Below are 20,529 nucleotides of genomic sequence, written 5' to 3' on the forward strand. Positions count from 1 at the left end.
TGGTCGTGCCGCACGCCATCCATAGCGCTCATCATCTCCCGCCACCCGTTTCAGCGCATCCAGATCGTCAGGACTCAGATCGAGTCGTCGCGGGTCCAGCGGAAATACCGCTGACAGAGCACGAGCCCGACCACCAGCCAGGCCGTCAGCACGATCGCGCCGGTGCCGAGCTGCCACGAACCGCTCACCTCGTTCACCTCGAACCCGTCCGGCAGGAAGACCGAGCGCATGCCCTGGGCCAGCCACTTCAGCGGGAACACCTCGGCGACGGTCCGCATCCACTCCGGCAGGGCGTTGTAGACGAAGTAGACACCGGAGATGAACTGCAGCATCAGCACCACCGGCGTGACCACGGCCGACGCGGCCTTGCCGGACTTCGGTACGACGGAGAAGGCGATGCCGAGCACCGAACCCGAGGCGGTGCCGAGGAAGAAGATCCAGACGAAGTTGAGCCACTTCTCCGTCGATGTCGGCAGTTCGACCCCGAGCAGAAGGCTGGAGATCGCCAGCAGCAGGGCGAGTTGCGCGATCGAGGTGACCAGGACCAGGCCGATCTTGCCGATGAAGTAGGCCTGCGGCGACATCGGCGTACCACGCAGGCGTTTCAGCAGCGCCTCGTCGCGCTCCATCGCGATCGTGATGGCCAGCGACTGGAAGCTGGTCAGGAAGATGCCGGAGGCAATCATCCCTGGAGTGAAGTAGGTGGCGGCGGTGACCTTGCCGTCGAAGAAGTCGTCGCTGGAGAAGACCGCCGAGAAGATGGCCAGGAAGATCACCGGGAAGAAGAACGTGAAGATCAGTTGCTCCCGCTCCCGGAAGAACTGCTTGGTCTCCAGAACGGTTCGGGACAATCCGACTTTGAGTGCCGAGGGCAACGGGTTGCTGGTGGCAACAAACGTGGTCATGCGGGTACTCCGGCTTCCAGCTCGGCGGCGGCGGTGTTGGTGCGGATCAGCTCGAGGTACACGTCTTCGAGGCTCGGCCGGTGGATCGACAACTCGGGGATCTCGCCGTCGAACCGGCTGATCAGCGCTGCCACCTCGGCGGTCGGCTGGTCGGTACGGATCTCCCGCGCGCCATCGGCGTCGAGCCAGCGGACCCGGGCCACCCGCGCCCCGCGGCCACCGAGGGATTCCGGCGTACCGATCTCGATCATCCGGCCGTCCGCGATCACACCGACCCGATCCGCGAGGTGCTCGGCCTCGTCGAGGTAATGCGTGGTCAGCAGGATCGTCGTACCGCCCGTGCGAAGCGCCTCGATCAGCTGCCAGAACTGGCGGCGGGCCTCGGGGTCGAACCCGGTCGTCGGTTCGTCCAGGAAGAGCAGTTCCGGATTGCCGACGACTCCCAGCGCGACGTCCAGCCGGCGGCGCTGGCCACCCGAGAGCTTGCGCGTCCGGGTCTTCCGCTTGGACTCCAGCCCGACCGCGGCGATGACCTCGTCCGGGTCCCGCGGGTTCGGGTAGTACCCGGCGTAGTGGTGGACCAGTTCGGCGACGGACGCCTCGGCCTCATCCCGCGAGGACTGGGCGACGATGCCGATCCGGCTGCGCCAGCGGCGATCCGCCTTCGCCGGGTCGGTGCCGAGCACGCTGACCTCACCCTCGTCGCGACGGCGGTACCCCTCCAGTACCTCCGTCGTGGTGGTTTTGCCGGCGCCGTTCGGCCCGAGCAGGGCGAACACCTCACCGGCGTAGATGTCCAGGTCGACGCCCGCGACGGCGACCTTGCCCGGATAGCGCTTGACGAGTCCGCGGACCCGTACCGCGATGTCGTTATCGGTCATGGCTCCAGCCTGGCGTCCGCGCCTCGCGCGCACAGGCGCCGGACGGATGACGCGGGTGTCCCCCGACCGGTGGACACCCGCCTTCCGTCACAAGGGTCCGATGAACGGCGACACGCCGGGTCACTAGCGTCCGATGACACGCCGGGAGGTGGGCGTAAGGGGCCGGGAATGCCCGACACGCCGGGGAAGGAGGGACACGGCGGTGGGGGTTAGCCTCCGGGGATGAGCCAAATTGTGCGAGGGGTGGTGGCCCGCGCCAAGGGCGCACCGGTGACGATCGAGCAGATCACGATTCCGGCGCCTGGACCGGGGGAGGCGGTTGTCCAGGTCCAGGCCTGCGGGGTGTGCCATACCGACCTGCACTACCGGGAAGGCGGGATCTCCGATGATTACCCGTTCCTCCTGGGCCACGAGGCGGCCGGGGTGGTCGAGGCGGTCGGCGAGGGTGTTACCGCGATCGCGCCCGGCGATTTCGTCGTACTGAACTGGCGGGCTGTTTGCGGGAACTGCCGGGCGTGTCTGCGTGGGCGCCCGTGGTACTGCTTCAACACGTTCAACGCCGAGCAGAAGATGACCCTGGACGACGGTACCGAGTTGTCCCCGGCGCTCGGGATCGGGGCCTTCGCCGAGAAGACCCTGGTCGCGGCGGGCCAGTGCACGAAGGTGGATCCGGCGGTCAAGGCCGAGGTGGCGGGCCTGCTGGGTTGTGGCGTGATGGCCGGCCTTGGTGCCGCCGTCAACACCGGCAACGTCGGTCGCGGTGATTCCGTCGCGGTGATCGGCTGTGGTGGTGTCGGTACGGCGGCCGTCGTCGGTGCCAACCTGGCCGGAGCGGCCCGCATCATCGCGATCGACCTGGACGAGCGGAAGCTGGCCGTCGCGAAGAACCTCGGCGCCACGCATACGGTCCACGCGGCGGGCCTCGATCAGGATGGCGTTGTCGAGGCGGTTCAGGACCTGACGGGTGGCTTCGGCGCGGATGTGGTGATCGATGCCGTCGGCCGGCCCGAAACCTGGAAGCAGGCCTTCTACGCGCGGGACCTCGCGGGCACGGTTGTACTCGTCGGCGTACCAACTCCGGACATGCGCCTGGAGATGCCGCTGCTGGACTTCTTCGGCCGCGGCGGCTCGCTCAAGTCCAGCTGGTACGGCGACTGCCTGCCGAGCCGGGATTTCCCGATGCTGATCGATCTCCACCTGCAAGGGCGGTTGCCGCTCGACGCCTTCGTCTCCGAAACGATCGAGCTGGACCAAGTGGAAGAGGCCTTCGACAAGATGCACCGTGGCGACGTACTGCGTTCGGTGGTGGTGTTCTGATGGGCGCCATGATCGATCGGGTGATCACCAGCGGCACGTTCAGTCTCGACGGCGGCAGCTGGGACGTCGACAACAACGTCTGGCTGGTCGGCGACGGCAACGAGGTGATCGTCATCGACGCGGCGCACGACGCGGCCCCGATCGTGAAGGCCATCGGCGACCGCCGGGTACTCGCGATCGTGCTCACGCACGGGCACAACGATCACATCAACGCCGCGGGCGCCCTCCGGGACGCCACCGGCGCGCCGATCTGGCTGAACGCGGCCGACCGCATGCTCTGGGCCGCCGAATACCCCGAGCTGGAGCCGGACCACGACCTCACCGACGGTACGACGTTCGACGTGGCCGGTACGACGCTGCGCGCTATCCACACCCCGGGCCATTCGCCCGGCAGCACCAGCCTGTACGTCGAATCGCTCGGCTCGGTCTTCACCGGCGACACCCTGTTCCACGGTGGCCCCGGCGCGACGGGCCGCTCGTACAGCGACAAGCCGACGATCCTCGAGTCCATCCGGGCCCGCCTGCTCACCCTGCCCGGCGAAACCCTCGTCCACACCGGCCACGGCGAGAACACCAGTATCGAAGCCGAACGCAACAACCTCGACCACCAGTGACGAGGTAAGGACCAAAACGTGCTCGCCACGCCGAGAGGTTGGGTTCGAGCCGCCGACCCTCGCCCACCGCGCCCGTGCGTCCCGCCTCCCCGCGAGTGGACGCGTGCGGACGCGACCACTCGCGGGAAGGGGGTCAGTGTGCGGACGCGACCACTCGCGGGTAGGGGGTCAGTGTGCGGACGCGACCACTCGCGGGTAGGGGTTCAGTGGTCGCGAGTGGTCCACCTCACCGGGGCCGGGATATTCCGTGGTCACCCGTCCACTGAGGAGTCGTGGATTGTCGGCCCGCGTCAAGGGCTGAGAATCGCCCGCGGCGACGCGTGCGCGCCCCCGGGTGGCTCCGAGGCCGGCTACCGAGTTTTTGCGCGACTACCTGGTTGGAACCGGGTAGTCGCGCAAAAAGTCGGTAGTGGGCACACCACAACCCGGTGGGCACACCACAACCCGGTAGTCGCCCCACGACCCCGGTCGCCGGTCCGGGCATGCGCCGTACCAGCGACCTGCGGCGACGGACCGGGATCGGGTGGCAAGTGAATATCGTCGCCTCACTGTCAGGCGAGGGCCTGGCATTGGGCGCAGGTGCCGAAGATCTCCAGGGTGTGGCTGATGTCGGAGTAGCCGTGTTCGCCGGCGATCTTGTCGGCCCAGCGCTCGACGGCAGGTCCTTCCACCTCCACGGTGCGGCCGCAGTTGCGGCAGACGAGGTGGTGGTGATGGCCCTTCGAGCAGCGCCGGTACGCGGTTTCGCCGTCCGCGGTGCGCAGTACGTCAACCTCGCTGGAGTCCGCGAGCGCCTGCAGGGTGCGATAGACGGTGGTCAGCCCGACGGCCTGGCCGCCGTTGCGCAACTCCTGGTGGATCTCCTGCGCGGTGCGGAAATCGTCCAGCGTCTCGAGCACGGTCGCGACCGCCGCGCGCTGGCGGGTCGAGCGTGTTCCGATGGCCACCGTTCCTCCTGACATCTCGTTTGCTACCCGCCAGTCTCGCAGAAGTGAAAAACCTGTGAACTCCCCAGGACCCTAGCGGCCCGTCAGTGTTCGTCCCAGTGGTCGCCGTGGGCCGCGTGCAGATGGCCGTCGTGAACATAGTCAACGTGATCGCCGTGCTTGATCGCGGGATGACCGCAGTCCCGGTCGTGTCCGTGCGCGTGGCTGGCGCTGACCACGTGCGGCGCGGGGTCCGGTACGGGCACCTCGGGCTCCTCGTCCGCGAGCGGCGCGACGCCACGCCGGCGCCGGATCACCGTGCCCGCGATCGCCGCGACCACGAACCCGGCGAGAGCCAGTACGACGATGGTGGCGCCGGGCGCCACGTCCGCGTGGTACGAGGTGATGATGCCGGCCAGACACGCGGTCACGCCCAGCCCGCAGGCCACCGCGAAGGTGCTGCGGAACGAACGGGTCACCTGCTGGGCCGTCGCCACCGGTACCACCATCAGCGCGCTGACCAGCAGCAGGCCGACCGTACGCATCGCGACGGTCACGGTCACCGCGGCCATCACCGCGATCAGGACGTTCAGCACCTGCACGCGCAGGCCCGTGACCCGGGCGAACTCCTCGTCCTGGCACACCGCGAACAGCTGCGGGGACAGCCCGACCGCGACCACGAGCACCGTCGCGGCCAGCCCGACCACGATCCACAGATCGGTGGGGGAGACCGTCGTGAGCGAACCGAACAGGTACGTGTTCAAGGTGGCCGCGCCCTGACCGGCCAGACCGATCAGCAGCACACCACCGGCGATACCGCCGTAGAACAACAGGGCCAGAGCGACGTCACCGCTGGCCTTGCCGCGGGCCCGGACGAACTCGATCGCGGTGGCCCCGGCGATGGCGACCAGTACGGCGGTGAGTACCGGCGCCGTACCGGTGAGCAGGCCGAGGGCAACACCGGTGATGGCGATGTGGCCGATACCGTCGCCCATCAGCGACAACCGGCGCTGCACCAGGTAGGTGCCGATCGCGGGAGCGGCGAGGCCCGTCAGCAGCCCGGCGATCAGCGCCCGCTGCATGAACTCCAGCTCGAACAAGGTCATGACGGCAGCCATCCCGGCTCGTCGGGTCCCGGCCCGTGGTGGGCGTGGACGTGGGCGTGGGTCTCGGTGCCGTGCGGCGCGCCGTCGTACACCACGCGGCCGCGGCGCAGCACCACCGACCGGTCGATCAGGCTGTCCATCGGGCCGAGGTCGTGGCTCACCAGTACGACGGTGGTGCCGCGGGCGACCCGTGCCCGGATCGCGGCGGTGAAAACGCCCTGGCTGGCCAGGTCCACACCCGCGGTCGGCTCGTCGAGAATGAGCAGCTCGGGGTCGGACGCGAGGGCCCGGGCGATCAGTACGCGCTGCTGCTGGCCGCCGGACAGGTCCGCCACCCCGGCCTTGCGGTGATCGGCCATGCCGACGACCTCAAGGGCCTCGTCGATCGCGGCCTTGTCGGTGCCATTGAGCGGGCGGAAGAGCTTACGCCGGGACAACCGCCCGGAGGCGACCACCTCGTTCACGGTGGCCGGTACGCCGCTGGCGGCGGTGATGCGCTGAGGCACATAGCCGACGCGATGCCACTGGCGGAACTTCGGCACCGGTGTTCCGAACACGGAGACCTGGCCACGGGAGGCCGGCAGCAGGCCGACCATGGTCCGGATCAGGGTGGATTTGCCGGAGCCGTTGGTGCCGAGCACGACCACAACCTCGCCGGCCCGGATCTCCAGATCTATGCCACGCAGCACCGGACGGCCGCCCAGGTCCACCGACAAATCGGTGACCTGAACGGCCCGGGCCGCCGAAGCGGATTGCTTTGGGTCAACTGTCACGCGCAGCCGTTCGCCTTCCGAAGCTCCTGCAGGTTCTCGCGCATCAAGGAGAAGTAGTCCTCGTTGGAGTTGGCGTCGGACAGGCCCTCGATCGGGCTCAGCACCGCCGTCTTCACCTTGAGGTCGGACGCGATCGACTGCGCGACCTTCGGGCTGACCAGCTCCTCGTAGAAGATCGTGGTCACCTTCTCCTTGCGGACGATGTCCTGCACCTCCTTGATCCGGGCGGGGGTGGGCTCGGCGTCGGGGGTGAAGCCCGCGATACCGACCATCTCCAGACCGTACCGCTTCGCGAGGTAGGCGAAGGCCTCGTGACTGGTCACAAATGCCTTTCGCTCGCAGTTCTTCAGGCCGGTGCTGAACTCGCCGTCGAGCTTGACCAGCTCCGCGCGCAGGGTCGCGGCGCGCTGCTTGTAGGCGTCGGCGTTCGCGGCGTCGGCCTCGCCCAGCTTGCCGGCAACGGCGTCGGCGACGTCGGCCAGCTTGGTCGGGTCGAGCCAGAAGTGCGGGTCGAGCTCGTCGGCGTGGGCCTCCTCGCCATCGGCCTCCTCACCCTCGTGGGCCTCGCCCTCCTCCTCGTGCTCGAACTCGGCACCGGTGGCCTCGAGCTTCGCGGCGGCGGAGACGTCGAACCCGGCGTCCTTCGCGTTCTGCTCGACGGCCTCGTCAACGGCCGGCTGCAGGCCCTTCTCGAACAGCACCACCTTCGCGTCGGCCAGCGTGCCGACCTGCTTGGGGGTGAGCTCCAGGTCGTGCGGCTCGACGCCCGGCGCGGTCAGCGTTTCCACCTGCACGCTGTCGCCGCCGACCTGCTGGGCAACGAACTGCAGCGGATAGAACGACGCGACGACGTTGAGCTTGGCACCGTCCCCGGCTGCATTGGCCGACCCCGAGTCACCGCAGCCCACGAGCGTGACGGAGGCTAGGGCGGTAACGGCGAGGACGGCGCCGGAAAAGGCGAAGGAACGAGATCTCATGACAATCATTTTCATTTACCTGGCAATGATTGTCAAAGCAGGGAGTCAGTGATGGTGAAGCGGCACGCCGGACGCCGGCGCGCGGAGCGTCGGCCTGGGCGGATCCCGGTGCCGGGGCACGGTCATGGGCACGGCCACGGTCACGGAGAGTCGGTGGTCGATACCTCTGTGGTGGACGCCGACGCCGTGGTGGCGCGGCGCATCCGCCTGGGCGTGATCGGCCTGCTGATCCCGCTGATCGCGGCCGCGCTGGTCGCGATGGTGCTGCTCTGGCCGACCGGCAACGTGCAGGTCGACGCCATCAAAACCGATCAGGCTCGCGGTGTCGTGCAGTCGATCAAGCCCTGTGTCGAGACGCCGGCCGACTGCGATATCGCGATGGTCAAGCTGACCTCGGCGAACATCAAGGCCGATGTCGGCAAGGAGGTGCCGGCGCCGGTCGCCAAGGGCAGAGGCGCGCAGCAGGTCGTAGTGGGCGAGAAGGTGATGCTCGGTGCCGATCCGAAGGCCCCGCTCACCGATCGATACAGCTTTGTGGACTTCGACCGCAGTACGCCGTTGCTCTTGATCTCGGTGATCTTTGCGGTCGCCGTAGTCGCGATGTCGCGCTGGAAGGGCGTCGCGGCGCTGCTGGCCCTCGCGCTGTCGGCCGTACTCATCCTCAAGTTCATCCTGCCCGCCATCCTGCGCGGCAGCGATCCGGTGCTGGTCGCGGTGGTCGGCGGCGTGGTGATCATGGTGGCCGCCCTCTATATGACCCACGGCGTGAACGCGCAGACGTCGATCGCGCTGATCGGCACGATCGCCGCGCTGGCACTGACCGCCCTGGTCGGCACGTTGTTCATCGGTGGTTCGTACATCACCGGAATGTCGCTGGACAATGCCGGCACGCTGTTCGAGTTCGCGAATCAGGTCGATCTGGCCGGTCTGGTCACCGCCGGGATCATCATCGGAACGCTGGGTGTGCTCGACGACGTCACCGTCACCCAGGTCACCGCGGTCTGGGAGCTGTCCGCCGCGAATCCCCGCGCGTCCCGCTGGGCGCTGATGAGCGCCGGCCTGCGCATCGGCCGGGCGCACGTGGCGTCGGTCGTCAACACGCTCGTGCTCGCGTACGCCGGTGCCGCCCTGCCGTTGCTGATGGTGTTCGCGATGGGCGCCGTACCGGGCAGCTACGCCATTTCGACCGAGGAGGTTGTCATCGAGGTCTTCCGCGGCCTGATCGGCAGCCTCGGCATCATGGCTGCGGTCCCGCTGACCACGGCGCTGGCGGCGATGGCCGTGGCACATCGCTCGCCCGAACTGCGCAGCAACGAGATCGAGTCGGTCGAACCCACACCCACCGAGGCCTGAGACTCAGCTGGATTCGCGGACGACGACCTCGGTGGGCAGCAGGACCGGTTCGGCGCTGCCGTCCTTGAACAGGCTGAGCAGCAGTTGCACCGTCCGGGTGGCCTGATCGCCCATCGGACTGCGCACGGTGGTAAGTGGGGGAGCGGTGTACGACGCGGCCTCGATGTCGTCGAACCCCACCACCGCCACGTCATCCGGTACACGCCGCCCGGCCTCGCGCAACGTACGCAGCGCGCCGATCGCCATCAGGTCGTTCGCCGCGAAGACCGCGTCCAGGTCCGGATCGTCGTCCAGGAGTTGCCGCATCGCGTCCGCGCCGGAGATCCGGGTGAAGTCGCCGAGCGCGACGATCGACCGCCGGCCCGTGTCCTTCAACGTGTCCCGGTACGCCGCGAGCCGGTCCTGGGCGGCGGGCATGTCCAACGGGCCGGAGATCGTGGCGATGCGCTGGCGGCCCCGATCCAGCAGGTGCTGAACAGCCTTGGTGGCGCCGCCGACGTTGTCGTTGTCGACCCAGGGCATCAGGTCCGTCGCGAGCCGCCCGTGCGAGACCACCGGAATTCCGGTCCGGGCCAGCATCGCCGGTAGCGGGTCGGCGCCGTCCATCGAGACCAGCATCGCGCCGTCCACGTGCCCGGCCGCGACGTACTGCTCGACGCGCAAGCGGCTCTCGGGTGATCCCGCCAGCACGAGCGATACCTGCTTGCCGGCGGCTTCCAGTTCACGGCTGGCCGCACGAACCACCATCGCGAACATCGGATCGTCCGAGACCAGGCCCGCGGGTGGATCCGAGACGATGATCGCGATCGTATTGGTCCGCTGGGTGACCAGATTGCGGGCGGCGCCGTTCGGCACGTAGCCGAGTTCGTTCACGGCCCGCAGCACGATCTGGCGGATCTCGGGCGCCACCGTGGGCTCGCCGTTGATCACTCGCGACACGCTCGACTTCGAAACGCCGGCGCGGGCGGCGACCGCGTGCAAGGTGGGCCGTCTCACGTCGGGGCCTCCGTGGTCGTCGGCGTGGGCGGACAGGAGTGAAGCGGTGGAGCGTTCCCTGGAACGAGCATCGGTCGTGACCGGCACCACCGTCAAGCCCTGGACCACGAGCACCGCCAAGGTTACGGGCAGGTTTCGACCGAGGTCTTGACACCGGGTGACGGGACCAGCACGCTCACCTCAGGGAACGTTCCCCGGCAGTTTTCCGGACCGCCCAACAGGAGATGCCATGCGTTCGTCTCGAAGTCCCGCACGCCCGAATCGGCTGCGTACGGGAATCCTGTTCACCCTCGCCGCCGGTCTGATCGCGGCGCTGTTCACCGTTCCGCAGTCGGCCGGCGCCGCGGACATCCTGCTGTCCCAAGGCAAAACCGCCACCGCGTCGTCCACCGAGAACGCGGTCTTTCCCGCCGCCGCGGCGGTCGACGGCGACGGCGGCACGCGCTGGTCCAGCGCCTTCGCCGACCCGCAGTGGATCCAGATCGATCTCGGCCAGTCGGCCACCATCAACCAGGTTGTGCTGAGCTGGGAGGCAGCGTTTGCTCGCGCCTTCCAGGTCCAGACCTCGGCCAACGGCACGGACTGGACGCCGATCTACTCGACCACCACCGGCGCGGGTGGCGAGCAGACGCTGAACGTCACCGGCAGCGGCCGGTACGTCCGGATGTACGGCACCCAGCGCGCCACCCAGTGGGGCTATTCGCTCTGGGAGTTCAAGGTCTTCGGCACGACCGGCGGTGGCACCGGCCCGGGCGGCAAGCTGCTGTCGTACAACAAGCCCGGTTTCGCCTCCACCCAGCAGCACGACTCGAACTGCTGGGAGTGCACCCCGGCCCGGGCGTTCGACCTCGACCCGGCCAGCCGCTGGGCCACCGCGACGGACTCCGGCTGGGTGGACCCGGGCTGGATCTACGTCGACCTCGGCGCGACCGCCCAGATCGACAAGGTGGTGCTGCAGTGGGATCCCGCGTCCGCCAAGTCGTACGAGATCCAGGTTTCGAACGACGCGGTGAACTGGACCCGGATCTACGGCACCACCGCCGGTCCTGGATTCAAGGAGACCCTGAACATCACCGGTTCCGGCCGTTACGTGCGGATGTACGGCACGCAGCGCAACACGCCGTACGGCTACTCGCTTTGGGCCTTCGACGTCTACGGCACGGGTGGCGCGCCGAACACGCCACCGACGCCGCCAGCCGATCCAGCCAACCCGCCGGTGACGCTGGTCTGGAGTGACGAGTTCAACGGCACGGCCGGTAGCAAGCCGGATCCGGCCAAGTGGACGATCGACCCGGGCACCGGCCCGAACAACGAGCTCGAGTACTACACGAACAACAACAACGCCTCGATGGACGGCGCCGGCAACCTGGTGATGGAGGCCCGTAAGGAGGCCACGCCGGGGTCGGCCTGCCCGACCGATCCGCTGACGGGTAGTGGCACCTGCCAGTACACCTCGCACCGGATGAACACCGGCAACAAGTTCCACACCACCTACGGCAAGATCGAGGCCCGGGTGAAGGTCCCGAAGGGCAACGGGTTGTGGCCCGCCTTCTGGATGATGGGCGCGGACTTCCTGACCGGCCGTCCGTGGCCGTACAACGGCGAGATCGACATCCTCGAGGTGCTCGGCAAGGACGTGAAGACGGCCTACTCGACCTTGCACGCCCCGGCGTACAACGGTGCCGGTGGTGTCGGTGGCTCCTACACGTTGCCGAACGGCGCGGACCTGTCCGACGACTTCCACACCTGGGCAGCGACCTGGAACAGCAAGGGCATCACCTACTCGCTCGACGGCCGCACGGTCGTCACGATCGACAAGGCCCAGGTTGAGGCGACTCGTGGCCCGTGGGTCTTCGACCACCCGTTCTACATCATTCTCAACCTCGCGGTCGGTGGTGACTGGCCGGGTCCGCCCGACGCCAGTACGCCGTTCCCCGCGCGGATGCTCGTGGACTACGTCCGCGTCTACAAGTGAATAACGCCGTGGGTCCAGCTCTGGCCGGGCCCACGGCACCAAACCACTAGGAGTCCGCATGGAAGGTTCCGCCCCGCACTTCCATCCAATCCGCCTGGTCACGCTTGTCGTGGCACTAGCCGCGGTGCTCACCACCTACCTGGTCGCGACGAGCACGACCAGTAGCGCCGCGGAAACCCTGCTTTCCCAAGGACGTCCGGCCCTCGCCTCCTCGGTGGAGAGTGGCGCGTTCCCGGCCGGCGCGGCCGTCGACGGCAACAACGGAACTCGCTGGGGCAGCGCCTTCGGCGATCCGCAGTGGCTGCAGGTCGACCTCGGCTCGTCGCAGGCCTTTACCCGGGTTCAGCTCGGCTGGGAGGCCGCGTACGCGCGCGAGTTCCAGGTGTACGGCGGTACTGCCGGCGGTGGCCCGATCGTGCGAGTGGCCGAGTTCCTGGCGGACTGCCCGTTCAGCCACCGGCTTCCGGATGATCCGATCATCTTCCCGGGTATGCCGGGCGCCTCGCACATGCACAGCTTCTTCGGCAGTACGACGGTCAACGCGCACACCACGATCGACACCCTGAAGAACGCGCCGACCAACTGCAATCCGGCCGAGGACAAGTCGTCGTACTGGGTGCCGACCTTGTACGTGAACAACCAGCCGGTCGAGCCGACCGGGACCACCTTCTACTACCTGGGTGAAGGCGTTCGCGACGAGGTGATCGCGACCACCCAGCCGCTGCCGTTCGGCCTGCGCATCGTGGCGGGCAACGCGAAGGCGGCCGGCCCGAACGACAACACCATCTCGCGCTGGTCCTGCCTGCACGCGGGGCACGTCGGTTCGTCGCACGACTTCGTGAACTGCCCGGCGGGAACGATGCTCGAGTCGTACCTGGACTTCCCGCAGTGCTGGAACGGGCATGACCTGGACTCACCGGATCACAAGAGCCATATGGCGTATCCGGTCAACGGTGGTTGCCCGTCGACGCACCCGGTGCCGGTTCCGAAGCTCCGTCAGGTACTGCGTTACCCGGTGAACGGCAACCCGGCCAACTTCCGGCTGGCCTCGGGCGGCGGATTCACCATGCACGGCGACTTCTTCAACGCCTGGCCGGTCGAGGAGATGGCCCGGCGCGTGCACGACTGCATCCGCCCGATCATCAAGTGCGGCGCCAACGGCCGTCCGTAATCACCTTGCTTTGCCGCGAGTGGTCGCGTTCGGACGCGACCACTCGCAGCAGGGGACACCGAAGCCAACGGAGGCGCGGTCATGAAGTGGTTGTGCGTCGTGTGCGTGCTGCTGGTCGCCGGTTGTGGTCGGTCCGAACCGGCTGCCGTCGCGCCGGATCACGCCGGGCATCAGACGGCCCAGCCAGTGGTCGGCGATAACGCGTTCAACCCGACCGACCTGGCCTGGCTGCAACTGATGATCCCGATGGACGAACAACTGCTGCGGGTGCTCGACCTGGCTGCCAGGCACACGGTCGATCCCGAATTGCGACGGCTCGCGGCCGGTACGGCGAACGACCGGCGCGCCGAACTCGCCCGGCTGAAGGCCCTGCGCGCCAAGGCGAAGGCGCCGACCGCGAACCAGCACGCGGGTCACGACATGCCCGGCATGATGACCGAACCCGAGGTGGTTGCTCTCAGCAACACTCGAGGCGCGGCGTTCGACCGGCTCTTCGCGAAGAACCTGCGTGAGCACGCCGAACTGTCGATCGTCGTCGCGAAGAGCGTCGCCACCGCAGGTAAGCACCCGGAGGTAAAGTCCCTCGCCGCCTCGATCGTCGAAACCCGCACTGCCCAACTCACCCTGCTACCGCCGAAATAGACCACTTAGACCTTGGCAGGCGATAAGGTCCGCGGCGTTGGACGGCTGGATTCGGACCTTTTCGGACTATTTCGGATTTTGAGGAGCTCGGTTGAGCGCGGCAACTACCCCTTCGATCACTGGTGACCGGCTCACCCGGAAGGTCCGCCGGATCGCCGCGGAACTCCCCGAACTAGGCCGGATCCGGCACGTCGAGGCCAATCCGCCTTCGCCCAAGGCGTGGTGGATCACGGCCGGATTCCTGCTCCTTTGCACGGCGGGCGTCTTCAGCGACTCGCGCAGCGTCAGCGGCGCGCTGGCGGTGCTTGCCGCCTGGGTGATGCTCACGTGGATCATCATGGCTTACCTGGGCGGCGAGAAGGTCGTCGTGCTCGACCGCGGGCTGCTGATCGGGTCGTTCGCTCCGTTCCTGCGACCCCACGTCGTGCTCTTCAGCCAGTTCGAGATCGGCTCGATCACGGCGGTGCGACCGGGGTGGAGGGTCGGCAGGATGCTCCCCGGCCGCGGCATGCTCGCCACTGGCCGTACCGCGGTCTGGGCCTGGAACGGCGTGGCCTTCGTGGCACCGCTCGGACCGGTCGCCCGACGGAAATGGGTGGACGCGTCCGGGTTCTTCACGGCTGGCGTCGAGCCGCGCATGGCCGTGCTCTGGTGGTTCGGCACCTGGCGGCAGCCCGACCGCCTGGTGCTCGCGCTCGAGTCGGCCCTCGTGGATCAGGGATACCCGGTCGCCGGCCTTTCCCAGCACGTGCTGCCCATGGTCCCGATCAGCGGAAACCCAGCCGACGCTCAGGCTCAGATCCCGCGACTGGTCGCCGCGTTCCAGCCACCCGGGATACGGCGGTGCCTTGAGACCCTCTACGAGTTGGATTGAGCCACGAACCCCAACCGCTCTTACCTACCCGACAACACCTGCCACAGCACAGCACTGGACTTCGAGGTGATCACCGCCTGACCGGCCGGCACCACGCCCCGGCGCTCAAGTCCAGCTCACCCTGCCCCGGATGCATTCTGCGGCGCGCCACCTCGACCAAAGCCGCCAATTGCGAAACGGCTCCTGCTCCAACACGCGGGTGCGAAGCGGACATCCAGCAGACCGGATAGCGGCTATCGGAGTGCGTTCCTTCGGTCCCGACTCAGCGTGGGTTCTGATTCGCCTTGTGGTACGTCGGACCCACCCTTGGGTTGGTTGTGAGAACCCGTGCACGTGTGATTGCCCTCCAGGAGGGCAAAGGGTGACTGCGGCCGGAGAAACGGACGCGGTCGGGGGCCTTCCGGTAACCACGACCGCGTCCGTTTCATGTCCGTGTTACGGCGTCGGCAGCGGGGTGCCTGGGCACGTGCGGTCCGCGGGCACCACGCCACCGACGAGGTAGTCCTCGACGACGTCGTTGGCGCAGGTGTTGTCGCTGGCGTAGATGCCGTGGTTTCCGTCGTTGGTGATGGTCACCATCCTGGATCCCTTGAACGCCTTGTGTGCGTTGCGGGCGCCTTCGATCGGGGTCGCGGGGTCGCGCTCCGACTGAACCATCAGCACCGGGGGCACGCCCTCGCCGTTGAGTTCCTGTTGCTCGGCTGGTCGGTTGTTCCAGAAGATGCAGGGCAGAGCCACCCAGCTCCAGCCGATCTTCGGGTACCGCGTGCCCTGCTCTGTCGAGTTCTTGATCTGCGACTGGCGGTCACCGGTGATCGGTCCGTCGTTGCACGAGTAGTGCCAGAAGCTGGCGTCGTATGCGTCGTCGTAGGCTGCCGTCGCGTAGTCGCCTGCCACCAGCGGACGCGGACCCCTTGGGCCTCGGTCGTGCTTCGCCACTACCTTCTCGGCAGTCGTGCGCGCGGCGGACTTCTCCCCAGCTGTGGACCGTTCGTCAACAAGGGTCTTGACAGCCGCCATGTAGTCCGCCGTGTCGGCGAAGTAGCCCTTCCAGTACAGCCCGCCGTCGATGTCCCAGTCATACTGACTCGGGCCCAGCGGCAGTCCGCCGAGTTCGACCGGCTCTTCGGCAAGGGCGGCACGAACTTTTTCGTATGTCAGCCGTGCCGCTTCCGCGGTCGTGCCGTAGCCGTATTGCTTGTGGTACTTGGCCAGCCACGGCAGGAAGTCCGTACGCCATCGCCGTTCGAATCCCAGCGGCTGCTGGTCCCACGACTCGTGGAGGCTCAGCGTGAGGTCGCCGACCGAGTCGAGCACGACCTTGTCGACGTGCCCGGGGAACCGCTGCGCGTAGTGCGCGCCGAGCCACGTGCCCGCCGAGAACCCCAGCCAGTCGATCTTGTCGCGGCGCAGGAGCACCCGCAGCAGGTTCAGGTCGTGAGTGGTCTGGAACTGGTTGATCAGCGGCCCGAGGTCACCGGAGAGCCGGTGACAGTTGTCGACGGTGCCCTCGACCTGATCGAGGATGGCGTCAAGGTTTTCCGCACTCCGGTCGCGCATGTCGAACTGGAATTCCGTACCGACGCCGCCACCGCAGGTGACGTTGTCGCTCCCGCCGGTACCGCGCACGTCGAACCCGATGACCTCATGGTGCTCGCGCACCCGGTCGCGGTGGTACACCTTGGCGGCATAGGTCCGCCCGGGCGCGCCAGGGCCGCCGGGGTTGATCAGCAGGCTGTCCGTTGTCGCACCGGTCGAAGGCAGCCTGCTCACGGCGATGGTGATGTCCAGCCGCTCGTCGGCGTTGTTCCAGTCGAGCGGCGTTCGGTAACTCGCGCACTCCAGCTCGTCGACGCCCTCCCGTGACGACGGAGGCAACTCGCCTTCGGCACACAGATGCCAGTCAAGGACCTGGGACGTATAACGACCAGGAATATACGGGGCGGCGCCTTCCTGGGTCTGCGCGGTTGCCGGGCCCGCGGTCGCGACGGCGGCCACCGTGACCGCCGCGAGCGTGGGGACCACCGCCCATCGCATTTTGCTGTGCAAAACCAATCGACGCAGCATGGTGCTGTCCTCTCTGCAAATTTCGCCGACTCTGGACATAACGCACCAGCCAATACAGCCCAAAGAGCACCGGAGCGAATGTCGAGGTCAGTCGGCGGCCAGGCTTGGCCCTGGTCGCGGAAGGGTGCACGCCGCTCCTATCGTCATGGCTCGACCCGCACCCTCGGCTCACACGAAAGGCTAAGGTGCGCCACCGGTAAGGCGCTGCCCGTACTCCGCCCGTACTCCGCCCGCACCTGGTCCAAGCTGGACATAGGCTGGACTGGCGGCTACTTGGCCGGCGACCTGGTGCTGGATTCGCGCGATTTCCCTGCTGGAGGCGACCCCTCATCGGCTATGAGCGGCCGTTTGCGGCCGGAGCGGCTGCGTGGCCAGGTCCTGGGCGTCCGCACCGGCTTGGACGGCGGTGGCCAGCGTCTGTGCATCCGCGACGAGGATCGACAGCGAGTCGCCCTGGATGAGGAGCCGCGGTGAGTGCAACCCCTGTCCTTGCAACCCGCCGCCTTGTCACCACCCCGCATACCGAATCCTCGCCATGGCGGAAACACATCGCAGCGCCCACGACACACAGCTCGCCTATGTCGTCAATCCTGCGTGCAATGAATGAGTGATGAACAACAAAAAGGCTGAGCCCGAACTGAGATCGGCTTTTTTTGCAGTTCGGCGCCTATGTATTCGGGTGCCTTGTCGCAGCGGTCAGCGCCAGACTCCACGGGAATCGCTTTAACGCCTCGCCGCCAGTTCGTGGCGGATGCGGCTCGAATTCGCCCGGTCCGAATAGAATGCGAACCCCTGCGCTTCTCAGCATCGCAACACTTTGAAGGAACACGGGGTTAGCGGCGAGCGCCTGGTTCACAAAAGGAAGGGTCACGATCGGGACGCCGAGTCCGCTCAGTTCAGCGAGCTGACTCAGCACATAGTTGTCCGCAATTCCATGCGCCCATTTGTTGATCGTGTTGTATGTCGCTGGTGCGACGATCACGGCGTCAGGTTTTCCTACAGGGCGGTCTGACGCCTGCTGATATGTTGTGCGGACTATTCGCCCGGAGATTCGCTCAAGTTCGTGTAAGTCAACGAAATAGTCAACGGCCGCCTGTGTCGCCAACACCTGAACAGTCCACCCATCCAACTGAGCCAACTCGACCAGTTTTGTGACGTCCGATGCCGGGCCTGCCCCGCATGGCCCCCGGGAGCGTGTGCGCGGCGGCAGCGTCACCACAGGTGATTCCCAAAACCTTGACGCGGCCCGAACCGACCTGACCATTCGAAAGACTCCAGGGGGACGGGTGCCCATCGACCGACCACTCGCGGCTTCAGTGGGTCGAGCCCTAGCCGACCTTGGACGGTTGGTAGTCCTTCAGCTCGATCGAGTCGAGTGCCTTGGCGAATCCGAGGCTTTGCCGCGTCACGAGGTTCTGAAGGCCTGTGGGCAGTTTGTTGATCAGGTGCAGCGCATGCACGGTCAACCAGACTCCGGCCTTACTAGTCGGCACTAGCGCCTTCATCATGCTCGGACCCACCTTGCGGTTCTCAAGTACGAAATCCCGCACCTGGTCTTCGTACGCGCGCAGGCCCGCCACCGGGTCGGCGTACGACGCGAGCTCTCCTGCCAGCACGTACGCCGTGACCATTGCGAGGCTGGTTCCGCCGCCAACGGCTGGTCCAGGGGAGTAGCCGGCATCGCCGACTAGGGCGACTCGGCCGCGGTGCCAGTGGTCCAAGGTGATCTGGCTGATCGAGTCCAGGTAGAAGTCCTCGGCCTCGTCCAAGTACGAGAACAACTTCGGGACCTCCCAACCACTTCCGGCGAATTCCTGTCGCAGAAGGTCCTTCTGCTGGTCGACATCCCGGTAGTCGTATGACAACGGCTCGGGCCTTCTCCACAGGAACAACGCGCGGGCCTGGCCGGTCTGGTGGACCGGGTAGGTCCCAACCAGCTTGCCGATCGCGGGATGCACCAGCATCTGGCCATCCAGCCCGAGGTAGTTCGGCACGGTGTAGACGGCCAGATAGCCCCCGAGGTACTTCAGGTACGACGCCTCCGGCCCGAAGGCCAGACGTCGTACGTTCGAGTGCAGGCCGTCGGCGCCGATGACCAGGTCGAACCGCCGCGGTTCGCCCTGCTCGAAGGTGACGTCCACGCCTTCGCCGTCATCGTCGAGCGAGGCGATCGAGTCGCCGAAGATGTACTCGACGTCGTCGGCCGAGGCGTCGTACAGGAGTTTCGTCAGTTCGCCGCGCATGATCTCGACGTGCCGGGAGGAGATTCCCGCGGCCAGGCGATCCACGTCCGCGTCGATCGGCGGCCGGCCCGGGCGGTACATGGTCATGGTCTTGGTCCCGGTCCGCGCGGCGTACACCTCGGTGAGCAGGCCCATTCGCTCGGCCACCTCCATCGCCGGGCCGAACAGGTCGATCGCGTGACCGCCGAGGCTGTGCCGCAAGGCGGGCGCGCGTTCGACCACGGTGGGCTCGAATCCGTACCGCTTCAGCCAGTACGCCAGCACGGGACCGGCCACGCTCGCACCGGAGATCAACACCTTGGTCATCGCCGCCTCCTAGGCTTACTTAACGGAAGGTAAGCAAACCGGGCGGGGGATTGTCAATGGCTTACTTATCGGTAAGTCAGGTAATGTCCGGAAGGTGCCAAGGGTGAAGAGCGGCGAGACGCGCGAGCGGATCCAGGCGACCGCGCTGGAGTTGTTCCTCGCGCAGGGCGTCGAGCAGACGAGTCTGCAGCAGATCGCGGACCGCCTCGGCTTCACCAAGCCTGCGCTGTACTACCACTTCAAGTCGCGCGACGACCTGGTCGGCAGCCTGTTCCTGCCGTTCCTCGACGAGCTCGACGCGTATGCGACCGAGCTCGAGGCGCGGGTGCCGATGGACCCACGCGAGCTGCTCAACTCCTACTTCGATGAACTGCATCGCCATCGCGGCCTGCTTCAGCTGGTGATCCAGGACTTCGGCGTATTGACTCGCTATCAACTGGCACAACGCTTCATCGATTGGCGGCTCCGCGTCACCACCCTGCTGGCCAGTTCCAAGCCCGATCTGCGTGAGCGGGCCAGGTTGATGGTGGCGATCGGCGGCCTGTCCGACTGTGCCGTCATGTTCGGCGACGACGATCCGGCCGAACTGCGCGCCGCCGCCGTCGACGCCGCCTGCGCCGCGCTCGGCCTACCACCCGTCAGCCGCTGACCTGACGACGCGGCTGTTGTCAGCCGCTGACGATGCGAGAGTTGTCAGCCGCTGACGATGCGGGAGATGGCGAAGAAGCCGACGACCAGGACGGCGAAGATGCGCAGCGCCTTGCTGCCGCCGCTGACCACCGGCCAGGACAGGAAGCCGAGCCAGGCCAGCAGCGCGGCGAGCAGGATCAGCGCCGGCACTCCGGCGGCCACCGGGGCGAAGGCGCCGATCACCACCAGCAGCAAGGTGATGATCGGCAGGGTCAGCTTCGGCATGCCGTGCAGCCGGGCGATCAACGGGTAACTGGCCTTGGTGATCCGCGCCCGCAGAGGGCTGACCGGCCCGGTCGGCTGGGAGGCGTTCGCACTACTCATCTGGCCATCCTCCCAGGTCCGATCCAGTCGGCCGGTACGGGCCGGTGACAGCGAGTGAGGCCGACGCCGTAGGGTGGCGGCGTGTTCGTGGTGATCAGGTTCCGGGTGGAGGAAAGCCGGCAGGACGAGTTCGTCGGCCGGCTGGCGACGGCGGTCGAGGTGCTGTCGCGGCAGAAGGGCTTTGTCGCGGCCCGGACCGGCCGCAACGCCGACGACCCGGAACTGCTGGCATTGTCGATGGAGTGGGAGAACATCGGCAGCTACCGCCGGGCGCTGTCGCCGTTCGAGGTGAAGATGGCGGCCGTACCGCTGCTGTCGCTGGCGATCGACGAACCCACCGCCTACGACCCGCTCGACCCCGCCCTTTCCTGACCTCGCAGACACCGAAG

Annotated in this window: 20 protein-coding genes; 9 read left to right on the top strand and 11 right to left on the bottom strand. The window is 67.3% G+C overall.

What is annotated here, in order from left to right:
• Window positions 1-74: 74 nt before the first annotated feature.
• Window positions 75-905 carry an ABC transporter permease gene (locus tag ACFFGN_RS01555; protein ID WP_380043405.1) on the bottom strand — a complete coding sequence of 277 codons (831 nt, stop codon included), beginning with the start codon at window positions 903-905 and terminating at the stop codon, window positions 75-77.
• Window positions 902-1,786, bottom strand: a complete 885-nt coding sequence (locus tag ACFFGN_RS01560) for an ABC transporter ATP-binding protein (protein WP_380043406.1) — start codon at window positions 1,784-1,786, stop codon at window positions 902-904. Before ACFFGN_RS01560 ends, ACFFGN_RS01555 begins: the two co-directional genes overlap by 4 nt.
• Window positions 1,787-2,008: 222 nt before the next feature.
• On the opposite strand from ACFFGN_RS01560, the gene ACFFGN_RS01565 reads away from it, so the two are divergent.
• Together ACFFGN_RS01565 and ACFFGN_RS01570 are read left to right on the top strand one after the other, a co-directional pair.
• Window positions 2,009-3,103: an S-(hydroxymethyl)mycothiol dehydrogenase gene (locus ACFFGN_RS01565; RefSeq protein ID WP_380043407.1), complete on the top strand. Its 1,095-nt coding sequence runs from the start codon at window positions 2,009-2,011 to the stop codon at window positions 3,101-3,103.
• Window positions 3,103-3,717 carry an MBL fold metallo-hydrolase gene (locus ACFFGN_RS01570; RefSeq protein ID WP_380043408.1) on the top strand — a complete coding sequence of 205 codons (615 nt, stop codon included), beginning with the start codon at window positions 3,103-3,105 and terminating at the stop codon, window positions 3,715-3,717. Before ACFFGN_RS01565 ends, ACFFGN_RS01570 begins: the two co-directional genes overlap by 1 nt.
• Before the next feature lie 551 nt (window positions 3,718-4,268).
• Here ACFFGN_RS01570 and ACFFGN_RS01575 read toward each other — a convergent pair.
• The 4 genes from ACFFGN_RS01575 to ACFFGN_RS01590 form a co-directional block, all read right to left on the bottom strand.
• Entirely contained in the window at window positions 4,269-4,664 is a 396-nt protein-coding gene (locus ACFFGN_RS01575) for a Fur family transcriptional regulator (protein WP_380043409.1), read from the bottom strand.
• 83 nt (window positions 4,665-4,747) lie between these two features.
• On the bottom strand, window positions 4,748-5,761 hold the full coding sequence (locus ACFFGN_RS01580) for a metal ABC transporter permease (RefSeq protein WP_380043410.1): 1,014 nt from the start codon (window positions 5,759-5,761) through the stop codon (window positions 4,748-4,750).
• Window positions 5,746-6,522, bottom strand: coding sequence for a metal ABC transporter ATP-binding protein (locus ACFFGN_RS01585; protein WP_380043411.1), 777 nt, complete (start codon window positions 6,520-6,522; stop codon window positions 5,746-5,748). Before ACFFGN_RS01585 ends, ACFFGN_RS01580 begins: the two co-directional genes overlap by 16 nt.
• Window positions 6,519-7,499: a metal ABC transporter substrate-binding protein gene (locus ACFFGN_RS01590; RefSeq protein WP_380043412.1), complete on the bottom strand. Its 981-nt coding sequence runs from the start codon at window positions 7,497-7,499 to the stop codon at window positions 6,519-6,521. The genes ACFFGN_RS01585 and ACFFGN_RS01590 overlap by 4 nt, the downstream gene beginning before the upstream one ends.
• A gap of 153 nt (window positions 7,500-7,652) precedes the next feature.
• On the opposite strand from ACFFGN_RS01590, the gene ACFFGN_RS01595 reads away from it, so the two are divergent.
• Entirely contained in the window at window positions 7,653-8,852 is a 1,200-nt protein-coding gene (locus tag ACFFGN_RS01595) for a YibE/F family protein (RefSeq protein ID WP_380043413.1), read from the top strand.
• Window positions 8,853-8,855: 3 nt separating this feature from the next.
• Here ACFFGN_RS01595 and ACFFGN_RS01600 read toward each other — a convergent pair whose 3' ends face one another.
• A complete protein-coding gene (locus ACFFGN_RS01600; protein ID WP_380043414.1) occupies window positions 8,856-9,848 on the bottom strand; it encodes a LacI family DNA-binding transcriptional regulator in 993 nt (330 codons plus the stop codon).
• A gap of 229 nt (window positions 9,849-10,077) precedes the next feature.
• Between ACFFGN_RS01600 and ACFFGN_RS01605 the strand changes: the two genes are divergently transcribed.
• From ACFFGN_RS01605 to ACFFGN_RS01620, 4 genes are all read left to right on the top strand, one after another.
• Window positions 10,078-11,823 (top strand): galactose-binding domain-containing protein, encoded by a 1,746-nt coding sequence (locus ACFFGN_RS01605; protein ID WP_380043415.1) that lies wholly within the window; start codon window positions 10,078-10,080, stop codon window positions 11,821-11,823.
• A gap of 58 nt (window positions 11,824-11,881) precedes the next feature.
• Complete coding sequence (locus tag ACFFGN_RS01610) at window positions 11,882-12,994, top strand: DUF1996 domain-containing protein (protein ID WP_380043416.1); 1,113 nt, start codon at window positions 11,882-11,884, stop codon at window positions 12,992-12,994.
• 81 nt (window positions 12,995-13,075) lie between these two features.
• Window positions 13,076-13,636: a DUF305 domain-containing protein gene (locus ACFFGN_RS01615; protein ID WP_380043417.1), complete on the top strand. Its 561-nt coding sequence runs from the start codon at window positions 13,076-13,078 to the stop codon at window positions 13,634-13,636.
• A gap of 91 nt (window positions 13,637-13,727) precedes the next feature.
• On the top strand, window positions 13,728-14,510 hold the full coding sequence (locus tag ACFFGN_RS01620) for a hypothetical protein (protein WP_380043418.1): 783 nt from the start codon (window positions 13,728-13,730) through the stop codon (window positions 14,508-14,510).
• 435 nt (window positions 14,511-14,945) lie between these two features.
• Here the strand turns inward: ACFFGN_RS01620 and ACFFGN_RS01625 are convergent, their stop codons facing one another.
• The 3 genes from ACFFGN_RS01625 to ACFFGN_RS01635 form a co-directional block, all read right to left on the bottom strand.
• Window positions 14,946-16,577, bottom strand: coding sequence for an alpha/beta hydrolase (locus tag ACFFGN_RS01625; RefSeq protein ID WP_380043419.1), 1,632 nt, complete (start codon window positions 16,575-16,577; stop codon window positions 14,946-14,948).
• A gap of 667 nt (window positions 16,578-17,244) precedes the next feature.
• Window positions 17,245-17,871, bottom strand: a complete 627-nt coding sequence (locus ACFFGN_RS01630) for a flavoprotein (RefSeq protein WP_380043420.1) — start codon at window positions 17,869-17,871, stop codon at window positions 17,245-17,247.
• A gap of 34 nt (window positions 17,872-17,905) precedes the next feature.
• Window positions 17,906-19,126: an FAD-dependent monooxygenase gene (locus ACFFGN_RS01635; protein ID WP_380043421.1), complete on the bottom strand. Its 1,221-nt coding sequence runs from the start codon at window positions 19,124-19,126 to the stop codon at window positions 17,906-17,908.
• Window positions 19,127-19,229: 103 nt separating this feature from the next.
• Between ACFFGN_RS01635 and ACFFGN_RS01640 the strand changes: the two genes are divergently transcribed.
• Window positions 19,230-19,775: a TetR/AcrR family transcriptional regulator gene (locus ACFFGN_RS01640; RefSeq protein WP_380043422.1), complete on the top strand. Its 546-nt coding sequence runs from the start codon at window positions 19,230-19,232 to the stop codon at window positions 19,773-19,775.
• A gap of 44 nt (window positions 19,776-19,819) precedes the next feature.
• Here the strand turns inward: ACFFGN_RS01640 and ACFFGN_RS01645 are convergent, their stop codons facing one another.
• Window positions 19,820-20,140: a DUF6703 family protein gene (locus ACFFGN_RS01645; RefSeq protein WP_380043423.1), complete on the bottom strand. Its 321-nt coding sequence runs from the start codon at window positions 20,138-20,140 to the stop codon at window positions 19,820-19,822.
• Between the two features lie 81 nt (window positions 20,141-20,221).
• Between ACFFGN_RS01645 and ACFFGN_RS01650 the strand changes: the two genes are divergently transcribed.
• Entirely contained in the window at window positions 20,222-20,512 is a 291-nt protein-coding gene (locus tag ACFFGN_RS01650) for an antibiotic biosynthesis monooxygenase family protein (protein ID WP_380043424.1), read from the top strand.
• Window positions 20,513-20,529: the final 17 nt, after the last annotated feature.

The organism is Kribbella deserti (genome assembly GCF_042434725.1).
GTDB lineage: Bacteria > Actinomycetota > Actinomycetes > Propionibacteriales > Kribbellaceae > Kribbella > Kribbella deserti.

Excerpts from the sequence above, each read along its gene's own strand:
- ACFFGN_RS01645 (WP_380043423.1), bottom strand. The coding sequence starts at position 20,140 with ATGAGTAGTGCGAACGCCTCCCAGCCGACCGGGCCGGTCAGCCCTCTG.
- ACFFGN_RS01610 (WP_380043416.1), top strand. The coding sequence starts at position 11,882 with ATGGAAGGTTCCGCCCCGCACTTCCATCCAATCCGCCTGGTCACGCTT.
- ACFFGN_RS01555 (WP_380043405.1), bottom strand. The coding sequence starts at position 905 with ATGACCACGTTTGTTGCCACCAGCAACCCGTTGCCCTCGGCACTCAAA.
- ACFFGN_RS01630 (WP_380043420.1), bottom strand. The coding sequence starts at position 17,871 with ATGGGCACCCGTCCCCCTGGAGTCTTTCGAATGGTCAGGTCGGTTCGG.
- ACFFGN_RS01615 (WP_380043417.1), top strand. The coding sequence starts at position 13,076 with ATGAAGTGGTTGTGCGTCGTGTGCGTGCTGCTGGTCGCCGGTTGTGGT.
- ACFFGN_RS01560 (WP_380043406.1), bottom strand. The coding sequence starts at position 1,786 with ATGACCGATAACGACATCGCGGTACGGGTCCGCGGACTCGTCAAGCGC.
- ACFFGN_RS01570 (WP_380043408.1), top strand. The coding sequence starts at position 3,103 with ATGGGCGCCATGATCGATCGGGTGATCACCAGCGGCACGTTCAGTCTC.
- ACFFGN_RS01565 (WP_380043407.1), top strand. The coding sequence starts at position 2,009 with ATGAGCCAAATTGTGCGAGGGGTGGTGGCCCGCGCCAAGGGCGCACCG.
- ACFFGN_RS01605 (WP_380043415.1), top strand. The coding sequence starts at position 10,078 with ATGCGTTCGTCTCGAAGTCCCGCACGCCCGAATCGGCTGCGTACGGGA.
- ACFFGN_RS01580 (WP_380043410.1), bottom strand. The coding sequence starts at position 5,761 with ATGGCTGCCGTCATGACCTTGTTCGAGCTGGAGTTCATGCAGCGGGCG.
- ACFFGN_RS01635 (WP_380043421.1), bottom strand. The coding sequence starts at position 19,126 with ATGACCAAGGTGTTGATCTCCGGTGCGAGCGTGGCCGGTCCCGTGCTG.
- ACFFGN_RS01625 (WP_380043419.1), bottom strand. The coding sequence starts at position 16,577 with ATGCTGCGTCGATTGGTTTTGCACAGCAAAATGCGATGGGCGGTGGTC.
- ACFFGN_RS01590 (WP_380043412.1), bottom strand. The coding sequence starts at position 7,499 with ATGAGATCTCGTTCCTTCGCCTTTTCCGGCGCCGTCCTCGCCGTTACC.